The sequence below is a fragment of the Streptomyces sp. NPDC029044 genome, assembly GCF_040637495.1.
In the GTDB taxonomy this organism is placed as follows: domain Bacteria; phylum Actinomycetota; class Actinomycetes; order Streptomycetales; family Streptomycetaceae; genus Streptomyces.
The window spans coordinates 264,937-276,657 of sequence record NZ_JBEZWN010000003.1 but is presented as its reverse complement, the minus strand read 5'-3'; the positions used below and the strand labels follow the sequence as shown (position 1 = coordinate 276,657).

The 11,721-nt window shown below is 69.6% G+C and carries 8 protein-coding genes and 1 tRNA gene; 7 read left to right on the top strand and 2 right to left on the bottom strand.

From position 1 onward, the window contains the following. Positions 1-40: 40 nt before the first annotated feature. Entirely contained in the window at positions 41-856 is an 816-nt protein-coding gene (locus tag AB0E85_RS04735) for a ScbR family autoregulator-binding transcription factor (RefSeq protein WP_361922333.1), read from the bottom strand. A gap of 549 nt (positions 857-1,405) precedes the next feature. On the opposite strand from AB0E85_RS04735, the gene AB0E85_RS04730 reads away from it, so the two are divergent. Further along, complete coding sequence (locus tag AB0E85_RS04730; protein ID WP_361922331.1) at positions 1,406-2,596, top strand: spore photoproduct lyase family protein; 1,191 nt, start codon at positions 1,406-1,408, stop codon at positions 2,594-2,596. Between the two features lie 180 nt (positions 2,597-2,776). Here the strand turns inward: AB0E85_RS04730 and AB0E85_RS04725 are convergent. Further along, positions 2,777-2,863: transfer RNA gene (locus AB0E85_RS04725), tRNA-Leu, on the bottom strand. Positions 2,864-3,335: 472 nt separating this feature from the next. On the opposite strand from AB0E85_RS04725, the gene AB0E85_RS04720 reads away from it, so the two are divergent. The 6 genes from AB0E85_RS04720 to pknB all read left to right on the top strand — a co-directional run bounded on the left by AB0E85_RS04720 (position 3,336) and on the right by pknB (position 11,586). After that, the gene (locus tag AB0E85_RS04720) at positions 3,336-4,205 is read left to right on the top strand and encodes a DUF3662 and FHA domain-containing protein (protein WP_361922329.1); all 870 of its coding nucleotides are present in this window, start codon (positions 3,336-3,338) and stop codon (positions 4,203-4,205) included. A gap of 10 nt (positions 4,206-4,215) precedes the next feature. Continuing rightward, on the top strand, positions 4,216-4,734 hold the full coding sequence (locus tag AB0E85_RS04715) for an FHA domain-containing protein (protein WP_184560543.1): 519 nt from the start codon (positions 4,216-4,218) through the stop codon (positions 4,732-4,734). Between the two features lie 140 nt (positions 4,735-4,874). After that, complete coding sequence (locus AB0E85_RS04710; protein ID WP_361922327.1) at positions 4,875-6,425, top strand: Stp1/IreP family PP2C-type Ser/Thr phosphatase; 1,551 nt, start codon at positions 4,875-4,877, stop codon at positions 6,423-6,425. 22 nt (positions 6,426-6,447) lie between these two features. Next, the gene (locus tag AB0E85_RS04705; RefSeq protein ID WP_361922326.1) at positions 6,448-7,905 is read left to right on the top strand and encodes an FtsW/RodA/SpoVE family cell cycle protein; all 1,458 of its coding nucleotides are present in this window, start codon (positions 6,448-6,450) and stop codon (positions 7,903-7,905) included. Further along, complete coding sequence (locus AB0E85_RS04700) at positions 7,902-9,380, top strand: penicillin-binding protein 2 (RefSeq protein WP_361922324.1); 1,479 nt, start codon at positions 7,902-7,904, stop codon at positions 9,378-9,380. Before AB0E85_RS04705 ends, AB0E85_RS04700 begins: the two co-directional genes overlap by 4 nt. A gap of 169 nt (positions 9,381-9,549) precedes the next feature. Then, positions 9,550-11,586 carry a Stk1 family PASTA domain-containing Ser/Thr kinase gene (pknB, locus tag AB0E85_RS04695; protein ID WP_361922322.1) on the top strand — a complete coding sequence of 679 codons (2,037 nt, stop codon included), beginning with the start codon at positions 9,550-9,552 and terminating at the stop codon, positions 11,584-11,586. Positions 11,587-11,721: the final 135 nt, after the last annotated feature.

Here is an 11,721-nt window from a genome sequence, read left to right as displayed (position 1 = left end):
TTGGCCACAGCTTCACCTGCTGTCGGCCACAGCTGGGTGCCTACCGCAGCGCGAGCCCCGCCCTGCCCGCCTCCGCCGGCCCGTCCCCGGCGACCGGTCCGCGCCCCGGCGGACCACTCCCCACCGGTTGATCCGCCGCCGGTTGACCCGCCGGTCGATCCGCCGCCGGTTGACTCCCCGCCGGTCCGATGCCCGCCGGTCTGGTCCCCGCCGGTTCGCTCTCCACCGGTTCGCTCTCCACCGGTTCGCTCCCCGCCGGATCTACCGCCTCTGCCAGCCGAGGCGCCGCCAGGCACGGCAGCAGCAACCGCCACAGATCGGTCAGCGAAGGCCGCGCGAGCCACGCGTGGTCCTCCCGCGCCAGCACCTCGATGCCGGTCGTGGCGGCGAGGACGACGGCGCTGGTGCGCTGCGGCGTCACACCTGCGGAGAGTTCCCCGCTGCGCTCCGCCTCGGCCAGCAGCCCCTGCACGCACTCCCGCCACTCCCGGCGCAGGTCCCGCACCCGCCCGACGGCCCCTTCCACGTTCAGCCGCAGGCCCGCCCGCACCACGACGTCGGCGCACAGCAGCCGGGCGAGGTGGTGCGTGACGTCCACGAGGCGCTGCAGTGCGCAGCCGTCGCCCCCGCGACCACGGACCGCCGCCGCGCACAAGGCTCGGGCGGCGGCGTCCTCGACGGCCTCGGCGACGGCGGCCTTGTCGGCGAAGTGGAAGTGCAGCGCACCGGAGCTGACGCCGGCCCCCGCGCTGATCCGCGCCAGGCCGGCCCCGACGTACCCATGGGCCTCGAACTGCGCGGCCGCCGACCGGATCAGCGCGAGACGGGTCCGGACGGCCCGGTCCTGTTTGGTCACCCGTGGCCCCCCTGCACGGCTCTGATGGCGACGCAATGAAACCAACTCGACGGTTTTTATACAACGCGTCGACGCCCCAAGAGCGCCCTCGCCCTACCAGAGGCCCCAGCCGTCCCAGCGACCCCGACCATCCCGGCGGTCCGGCACCCAGGCACCCAGGCACCCAGGCAAACCCTCCGCGGCGGGCCCCGGGGCAGGACGCCGGCCGCTTATGCCACCCCTGCCACCCCTGCCACCGCTGCCACCCCCGCCGCCCCCGCCACCCCCGTCCCACCAGGCAGAGCGCCAGTAGACTGGGAGGCCGGACCCGCCCGCACCCGGTGACCACCGCCGCCAGGCGGAACCCGAGGCCGCCACCGGAACGATCACGTCGATCGCCCCGCGACCCACCACCCCCTGTCGGCCCTCGTGCCGCGAGCGCTTCAGCTCCCCTCGGCATCGACGGCACCCCCGTCCGAACAAGCACAAAAGACACCCACCCCCCTCACCGTTGCCGCGCGGCCTTCCTCCCCACCCTCCACCTCGCACTCATTCCGTACGGGAGCACTCATGCACCACCCGTCCGGCACCCCGGACGACGACTCCGGCACCCTCTTCGGGCTCGACGCCCTGGGCCCCGGCCCCGCCGTCCCCGGCCCCGCCGTCCCCGGCACGGACCCGTCCTTCCGGACCTCCGCCACAGCCCGCCGGCTGCTGCCCGTGCGGGAGATCTACGCCGAGCCCGCGGCCGCAGCGTCCCCGCGCGGGCGGCAGATCAGCGCCCGGTTCCCCGACGCACAGGTGACCCTGGTCGACTCCCACTGGCGCATCCCCGGCCTGCACGGCAACGAGGGCAACGTCGAGCGCTGGGTGCGCATCAAAGGAGAGACGCTGGTCCTGGGCGAGAAGAAGACCCTCACCACACGCCCCAACGGCCGGTCTGCGGACTGGATCGCCCCCGGCACCTCCAACGGCTGCGCGATGGCCTGCGCCTACTGTTACGTGCCCCGGCGCAAGGGATACGCCAACCCCATCACCGTCTTCACCAACATCGACCGGATCGTCGCCCACCTCGCCAGGCACATCGCCCGGCAGGGGCCCAAGCCCGAGCCGAACCAGTGCGACCCCGAGGCGTGGGTGTACGACATCGGCGAGAACGGCGACTGCTCGGTGGACGCCCTGATCTGCGACAACACCGCGGACGTCGTGCACGCCTTCCGGCAGTGGCCCACCGCCAAGGCGTCCTTCGCCACCAAGTTCGTCAACCCCGGCGTGCTGGCCCTCGACCCCCGCGGCCGCACCCGCATCCGGTTCTCACTGATGCCACCGGACGACGCCCGGCTGCTCGACGTGCGCACCTCACCCGTCGCCGAGCGCATCGGCGCCGCGGCGGACTTCCTGGACGCGGGATACGAGGTGCACTTCAACCTCTCGCCCGTGGTCGTCCGCCCCGGCTGGCAGGACGCCTGGGCCGAGCTGCTCATCCACCTCGACGACGTCCTGCCCCCGCGGGTGAAACAGCAGGCCGCCGCCGAGGTGATCATGCTCACCCACAACCGGGAGCTGCACGAGGTCAACCTCGGCTGGCACCCCCGGGCCGAGGAAGCGCTGTGGCGGCCTGAGCTCCAGCAGGCCAAGCGCTCCGAGAACGGCGCCCTGAACCTCCGCTACCGCAACGAGGTCAAGGCGGAGGCCGTGCACACCCTGCGCGCCCTGATCGACCACCACGCGCCCTGGCTGCGCGTGCGCTACGCCTTCTGAACCAGAGGAGCGCCGCCGCCGGCCCCGCCGACGACGCCAGGCCCCACCCGTGAGTTAGCTCACGCGTCACGGTCTCCCGTACGACCTGGCCGGGCAGCTGTGTGATGTTTCACAACGGTCCTGGAAACGAGAAACGGGCCCCTGCGATGACTTCTGTCACCTGCAGAGACCCGTGTCTCATGGTGCGCGAGGGGGGAGTTGAACCCCCACGCCCTTGCGGGCACTGGAACCTGAATCCAGCGCGTCTGCCTATTCCGCCACCCGCGCATTGGGTGTGTCCTGGGCGTCTGCCCCTTGCGGGCCGGCGCCTTCCGACACCCAGAACACTAGCACGCTGGAAGGGGTGGGTTCACATCCCTTATTGCCGCAGGCAGACACCTCGACGAACCATCGATGCCCCTGCCACGTATCAAGGCGTACCGGTTCACGTATCAACCTCGTACCGGTACCGGCCGTCTCCGCAGGAGGGGGTCGGGGTCCACAGTCAGGTGCGGGACACTGGTCTTCCACCGCCTCTACGATCCTTGGCAGGCATACACGAGGCGGTTACGCGCAGCAGTACCACCGGAGGAGTTCGAAGAGGAGCTCCACAGGGAACTTCGTCATGCGTCGACACCGTCGGCGGTGCTGACAGGGGGAACCAGCCGATCGAGCGGCGCGTGGATACGATCAGTAAGCAGTACCAGCCAAGCGGCCCGCAGGGCAGTACACAGGACGGCAGCCAAGGAGGAGGTGCCCCATGGGAGTCCTGAAGAAGTTCGAGCAACGTCTCGAAGGTCTGGTCAACGGCACCTTCGCCAAGGTCTTCAAGTCCGAGGTCCAGCCCGTGGAGATCGCGGGAGCGCTCCAGCGCGAGTGCGACAACAACGCCACCATCTGGAACCGGGACCGCACGGTCGTGCCCAACGACTTCATCGTCGAACTGAGCACGCCCGACTTCGAGCGGCTCAGCCCCTACTCCGGCCAGCTCGGCGACGAGCTCGCCGGCATGGTGCGCGACTACGCCAAGCAGCAGCGCTACACCTTCATGGGCCCGATCAAGGTGCACCTGGAGAAGGCGGACGACCTAGACACCGGCCTGTATCGGGTGCGCAGCCGTACGCTCGCCTCCTCCAGCAGCCAGCAGGGCGGCCCGGGAGGCGGCGGCGCCGCACCCGCCGCCCCGCAGGGCGGCCGTCCCGGCGGCTACGGCTACCCGCCCGCCGCGGCACCCTCCGGCGCCCCGCCCATGCCGTCCGCGCCGCCGCCCGGCGGCCGTCCCGGCGGCTACGGCTACCCGCCCGCCGCGAGCGGCCAGCGGCCCCCGGCCGCCCCGGCCGCCGGCGGACGCACCCGCCACTGGATCGAGATCAACGGCACCCGCCACCAGATCTCCCGCGCGACGCTGGTGATGGGCCGCAGCACCGACGCCGACGTGCGGATCGACGACCCCGGCGTCTCCCGCCGGCACTGCGAGATCCGGACCGGAACGCCCTCGACGATCCAGGATCTCGGATCCACCAACGGCATCGTGGTGGACGGGCAGCACACCACCCGCGCTACGCTCCGCGACGGCTCGCGGATCGTCGTGGGCAGCACCACCATCATTTACCGGCAAGCCGAAGGGTGAAGCGGGGGCAATGTCAGAGCTGACCCTCACGGTCATGCGGCTGGGTTTCCTGGCCGTACTGTGGCTGTTCGTGATCGTGGCCGTGCAGGTCATCCGCAGCGACCTCTTCGGTACGCGCGTCACCCAGCGCGGTTCGCGCCGGGAGGCGGGCCGCCAGCAGCAGCAGGCCGCCGCCGCCCGCCAGGCGCCGCCCCAGCAGCGCCAGCAGCCCGCCGGCGGCCGGCGCGGCCGTAACGCCCCCACCAAGCTCGTCGTGACCGAGGGCACCCTCACCGGCACCACGGTCGCGCTCCAGGGCCAGACCATCACCCTGGGCCGCGCGCACGACTCGACGATCGTGCTGGACGACGACTACGCCTCCAGCCGCCATGCCAGGATCTACCCGGACCGCGACGGCCAGTGGATCGTCGAGGACCTCGGCTCCACCAACGGCACGTACCTGGACCGGTCCCGGCTGACGACTCCCACACCGATTGCGCTGGGCGCGCCGATCCGCATCGGCAAGACCGTCATCGAGCTGCGGAAGTAGTGCTACATCATGGATAGGCGCGAGCGGAGCGAGCACGCAGTGGCGGGCCCCACCCCGGCCCCCCGCGCGCTCCCGACCGGAGGGTGGGCAGTGTGGCTCGACACGACCGGCTGTACCCGGAGCCGACAGGCGAGGTGCGCATGAGTCTGTCACTGCGCTTCGCGGCCGGATCGCACAAGGGCATGATCCGGGAGGGCAACGAGGACTCCGGATACGCCGGCCCGCGCCTGCTCGCCATCGCCGACGGCATGGGCGGCGCCGCGGCCGGTGAGGTCGCCTCCTCCGAGGCCATCTCCACCATCGTCGCCCTCGACGACGACGTCCCCGGCTCCGACATCCTCACCTCCCTCGGCACAGCGGTGCAGCGCGCCAACGACCAACTGCGCTCGATGGTCGAGGACGACCCCCAGCTGGAGGGCATGGGCACCACCCTGACCGCCCTGCTCTGGACGGGCCAGCGCCTCGGCCTGGTCCACGTCGGCGACTCCCGCGCCTACCTGCTCCGCGACGGCGTCCTCACCCAGATCACCCAGGACCACACCTGGGTGCAGCGCCTGGTCGACGAGGGCCGCATCACCGAGGAAGAGGCGACCACGCACCCGCAGCGCTCGCTGCTGATGCGCGCCCTCGGATCCGGCGACCACGTCGAACCGGACCTGTCCATCCGCGAGGTCCGCGCCGGCGACCGCTACCTCATCTGCTCCGACGGCCTGTCCGGCGTGGTGTCCCACCAGACCCTGGAGGACACCCTCGCCAGCTACCAGGGCCCCCAGGAGACCGTCCAGAACCTCATCGAGCTCGCACTGCGCGGCGGCGGCCCGGACAACATCACCGTCATCATCGCCGACGTCCTCGACCTCGACACCGGCGACACCCTCGCTGGCCAGCTGTCCGACACCCCCGTCGTCGTCGGCGCCGTCGCCGAGAACCAGCACCAGCTGCACGACAACGGCATCATGCAGACCCCCGCCGGCCGCGCCTCCGGTCTCGGCCGCCACGGCCACGGCGGCGGAGGCGGCGAATTCGGCCCGCCCGGCTCCGGCGACACCACCGGCTACATCCCCGCGGACGGCTTCGACTACGGCGACGACGACTTCACCAAACCCCGCAAAAAGGGCCGCTGGCTGAAGAGATCCTTCTACGGCGTCCTCGCACTCGCCCTCATCGGCGGCGGCCTCTACGGCGGATACCGCTGGACGCAGACGCAGTACTACGTCGGCGCCGAGGACGAACACGTCGCGCTGTACCGGGGCATCAGCCAGGACCTGGCCTGGGTCTCGCTCTCGAAAGTCGAAAAGGACCACCCCGAGATCGAACTCAAGTACCTGCCGCCCTACCAGCAGAAGCAGGTCGAGGCCACCATCCCCGAAGGCGGCCTGAAGAACGCCCAGGCGAAGATCCAGGAACTGTCGGTGCAGGCCTCCGCGTGCAAGAAGGAAGCGCAGCGGCGCGAAGCCGAGAGCAAGAACAACTCCAAGACCGGCGAAGGCGAGGCCGGGGGCACCACGGGAACCACTCCCGCCTCCTTCACGTCCAAGGCCACACCGACGCCGAACCCGTCCAGCCCGTCGGGTTCACCGTCGGCACCGGAGAAGTCCACGCCCCCGACCACGACCGCACCCACTCCCAGCCCCGGCCCCAGCCTCTCTGAGGAAGAGCAGAAGGTCGTCTCGCTGTGCGGTAAGCAGTAGCCGTGAGAGGCCCTGTCACACGATGAGCGGTACGAATACGTCGCACTCGCCGACGCACCACACGTCCACGATCGGCGCCGTCGGCGCGCCGAGCCGGCGCAACACCGAGCTCGCGCTCCTGGTGTTCGCCGTCGTCATCCCGGTGTTCGCCTACGCCAACGTCGGCCTGGCCCTCAACGACTCGGTCCCACCGGGCCTGTTGAGCTACGGGCTCGGACTCGGCCTGCTCGCCGGCGTCGGGCATCTCGCCGTACGGAAGTTCGCGCCGTACGCGGACCCGTTGATGCTGCCGCTGGCGACGCTGCTCAACGGGCTCGGACTGGTCATCATCTGGCGCCTGGACCAGTCGGAGAAACTGCAGGCGAGCAAGCAGTTCGTCGAGGCAGCCCCCCGACAGCTGCTGTACTCCGCGATGGGCGTCGCCCTGCTGGTGGTCGTCCTGATCTTCCTGAAGGACCACCGCGTCCTGCAGCGCTACACCTACATCTCCATGGCCGGCGCACTGTTCCTGCTGATCCTGCCGCTCGTGCCCGGACTCGGCGCGAACATCTACGGCGCCAAGATCTGGATCAAGATCCCCGGCCTCGGCACGCTCCAGCCCGGTGAGTTCGCGAAGATCGCCCTCGCGGTCTTCTTCGCCGGCTACCTCATGGTCAAACGAGACGCCCTGGCCCTGGCCAGCCGCCGCTTCATGGGCCTGTACCTGCCGCGCGGCCGCGACCTCGGCCCGATCCTCGTCGTCTGGGTCATCTCGATCCTCATCCTGGTCTTCGAGACCGACCTCGGCACATCCCTGCTGTTCTTCGGGATGTTCGTCATCATGCTGTACGTCGCCACCGAGCGGACCAGCTGGATCGTCTTCGGTCTGCTGATGTCCGCGGTCGGCGCCGTCGGCGTGGCGAGCTTCGAACCGCACATCCAGACGCGTGTGCAGGCCTGGCTCGACCCGATGCGCGAGTTCGAACTCTCCCGCGCCGGCGTCCAGGACGGCATCGTCCACTCCGAGCAGGCCATGCAGGCCCTGTGGGCCTTCGGCTCCGGCGGCACCCTCGGCACCGGCCTCGGACAGGGCAACTCCGACCTCATCGGCTTCGCCGCCAACTCCGACTTCATCCTCGCCACCTTCGGCGAGGAACTGGGCCTCGCCGGCGTCATGGCCATCCTGCTGCTCTACGGCCTGATCATCGAACGCGGCGTACGCACCGCGCTCGCGGCCCGCGACCCGTTCGGCAAGCTGCTGGCCATCGGCCTGTCCGGCGCCTTCGGCCTCCAGGTCTTCGTCGTCGCCGGCGGTGTCATGGGCCTCATCCCGCTGACCGGTATGACCCTGCCGTTCGTGGCCTACGGCGGATCCTCCGTCATCGCCAACTGGGCCCTCATCGGCATCCTGCTGAGAATCAGCGACACCGCCCGCCGCCCCGCCCCCGCCCCCGCCGCCAACCCCGACGCCGAGATGACCCAGGTGGTCCGCCCGTCATGAACAAGCCCCTGCGCCGGATCGCGATCTTCTGCGGCCTGCTCGTTCTGGCACTGCTGATCCGCGACAACTGGATCCAGTACGTCCAGGCCGACGAGCTCAGGACGAACAAGAACAACCGCCGCGTCACCATCGAGCGCTACGCCTCACCCCGCGGCAACATCATCGTCGGCGGGGAGCCGATCACCGGCTCCGCCGAGTCGGCGGGCAGCGACTTCAAGTTCAAGCGCACCTACAAGAACGGCGCCATGTGGGCGCCGGTCACCGGCTACGCCTCGCAGGCCTTCGGCGCCACCCAGCTGGAGAACCTCGAGGACGGCATCCTCACCGGCAACGACGACCGGCTGTTCTTCCGCAACACCCTCGACATGCTCACGGGCAAGAAGCAGCAGGGCGGCAACGTCGTCACCACCCTGAACGCCGCCGCCCAGAAGGCCGCGTACAACGGCCTGAAGAAGCAGGGCGGCAAGGGCGCCGTCGTCGCCCTGGAGCCGTCCACGGGCAAGATCCTGGCCCTGGCCTCCTACCCGTCGTACGACCCGTCGTCCTTCGCCGGCAACTCCACGACGACGGACACCGAGGCCTGGCAGAAGCTCCAGAAGAAGAACAACCCGAACGACCCGATGCTCAACCGCGCGCTGCGCGAGACCTACCCGCCGGGCTCCACCTTCAAGGTCGTCACCGCGGCCGCCGCCCTCGAGGACGGCATCTACTCGGACCCGGACGGCAAGACCGACTCGCCCGACCCGTGGATCATGAAGGGCACCACCACCAAGCTGCCCAACGAGGGCAACATCCCCTGCAAGAACGCGAGTCTGCGGGAAGCGCTCCGGTGGTCCTGCAACACCGTGTTCGGCAAGATCGGCTCCGACCTCGGCAACGACAAGATGCTGGACATGGCCAAGAAGTTCGGCTTCGACGAGGAGCAGTTCACGCCGGTCCGCGCCAACGCCTCGGTCTTCTCCGACAACATGAACCCGTCGCAGACCGCCCTGTCCTCCATCGGCCAGTTCAACACCGCCGCGACCCCGCTCCAGATGGCCATGGTCGCCTCCGCCGTCGCCAACGACGGCAAGCTGATGAAGCCGTACATGGTCGACGAACTCCAGTCGCCCGGCCTCGACCCGATCGAGAAGACCGACCCCGAAGAACTGAGCCAGCCACTGTCCGCGGAGAACGCCCAGAAGCTCCAGTCCATGATGGAGACGGTCGTCGACAAGGGCACCGGCTCGAACGCCAAGATCGACGGCGTCAAGGTGGGCGGCAAGACCGGTACCGCCCAGCACGGCGTCGACAACAGCGAGAACCCCTACGCGTGGTTCATCTCCTACGCCAAGGGCGACGACGACAGCTCACCGGTCGCCGTGGCCGTCGTCATCGAGGACGACAACGCCGTCCGTGACGACATCTCCGGCGGCGGCCTCGCGGCACCGATCGCGAGGAACGTGATGGAGGCGGTCATCGAGAGCAAGAAGTGACCCCGCTCACGCCTGCTTCACATCGGTGCACGTTGCGATACCGGTCCTGTATCGGCTGACGGGCTTGGCCAGGTCACACAAAGCGAGCCGGGTACGGTAGGCCCGGACGGCAGCCTCCGACCGTACAAGCATGCCGGTCGGGACCGACGGAGAGGGCTGGTAGGTAGCTATGGAAGAGCCGCGTCGCCTCGGCGGCCGGTACGAACTGGGCCAGGTGCTCGGGCGTGGTGGCATGGCGGAGGTCTACCTCGCGCATGACACCCGCCTCGGCCGCACCGTGGCGGTGAAGACGCTGCGCGCGGATCTCGCGCGTGACCCTTCCTTCCAGGCCCGGTTCCGCCGGGAGGCCCAGTCGGCCGCCTCGCTCAACCATCCCGCGATCGTCGCGGTCTACGACACGGGCGAGGACTACATCGACAACGTGTCGATCCCGTACATCGTCATGGAGTACGTGGACGGCTCGACCCTGCGTGAACTGCTGCACTCCGGCCGCAAGCTGCTGCCCGAGCGGGCCATGGAGATGACCATCGGCATCCTCCAGGCCCTGGAGTACTCCCACCGCGCCGGCATCGTCCACCGCGACATCAAGCCGGCCAACGTCATGCTGACGCGCAACGGCCAGGTCAAGGTCATGGACTTCGGCATCGCCCGCGCCATGGGCGACTCCGGCATGACGATGACGCAGACCTCCGCCGTCATCGGCACCGCCCAGTACCTCTCCCCGGAGCAGGCCAAGGGCGAGCAGGTCGACGCCCGCTCCGACCTGTACTCCACCGGCTGTCTGCTCTACGAGCTGCTGACCGTCCGCCCGCCCTTCGTCGGCGACTCCCCGGTGGCCGTGGCCTACCAGCACGTCCGCGAGGAACCGCAGTCCCCCAGCGTCTTCGACCCCGAGATCACGCCCGAGATGGACGCGATCGTGCTCAAGGCGCTCGTCAAGGACCCGGACTACCGCTACCAGTCGGCCGACGAAATGCGCGCCGACATCGAAGCCTGCCTCGACGGCCAGCCCGTCGCCGCCACGGCCGCCATGGGCGCGGTCGGCTACGGCGGCTACCCCGACGACCAGCCGACGACGGCCCTGCGCGCCGACTCCGGCGCCGGCGCCACGTCCATGCTGCCCCCCATGAACCCGGACGACGGCGGCTACGGCTACGACGACCGCCCCGACCGGCGCCGCGGCCAGCAGCGCAAGTCCAACACCTCCACGATCCTCCTGGTGGTGGCGGGCATCCTCGTCCTCGTCGGAGCGATCCTGATCGGCCGGTGGGCGTTCAGCGGCGGCGGAGGCGTGGGCAACGACACCGTCGCGGCGCCCAACTTCATCGGCGAGACCAAGAAGAGCGCCGAGCAACTGGCCACGAACTCCGACCTCAAACTGGAGTTCTCCAACAAACCCTGCGACGACCAGGCCAAGGGCAAGATCTGCAAGCAGAACCCCGCGGCCGAGACGCAGGTCAACAAGGGCGACACCATCTCCCTGGTCGTCTCCACGGGAGCGCCGAAGGTGACGGTTCCCAGCGTCACCGGCCTGACTGTCGACGAGGCCAAGGACAAGCTGGCGGGCGACAAGTACGAGTTCAAGATCGAGACGAAGGCCCGGACGTCCCCCGAGAAGCCGGGCACCGTCCTGGAGCAGAACCCCACCACGGGTGAAGAGGTGGAGAAGGGCTCCACCATCACCCTCACCGTCGCCAAGGAAGCCGAGAAGTCCACCGTCCCGGACGTCCTCGGCCAGAGCTGTGACGCGGCCAAACAGCAGATGCAGGCCAACGACCTCGTCGGCAACTGCACCGAGGTGGAGACCGACGACGACAACCAGGTCGGCAAGGTCGTCCAGACCACGCCGCAGGCCGGCACGTCGGTCGTCCCGAACTCGTCGGTGAACATCCAGATCGGCAAGAAGAAGCAGCAGCAGAAGGTCAAGGTCCCGCAGGTCGTCGGCCAGACGGTCGGCCAGGCCAAGCAGATCCTCGCCCAGGCCGGCTTCACGAACATCCAGTTCGCGGGCGGCAGCGACCAGAGCGACAACGCCCTCGTCGCCGGCCAGAACCCCGGCCCCAACCAGGAGGTCGACGACCCGGCAGGGACGACGATCACCCTCCAGACCGTCGGCTTCGGCCAGGACAACGGCGGCAACAACAACGGCGGCGGCGGAAACGGCGGCATCTTCGGCGGCCTCAACGGCAGCAACGAGGACGACTGACCCCGCCCCACCACACCGTCACACAACAGAGCCCCCCGGCCCCCACACAGGCCGGGGGCTCTGCGTTTCAGGGCCTCAGGCATCCCCCGAAAAGGCGTGCGCCCGTCGATCGTGTCTTCATATGTCCTGACTCGT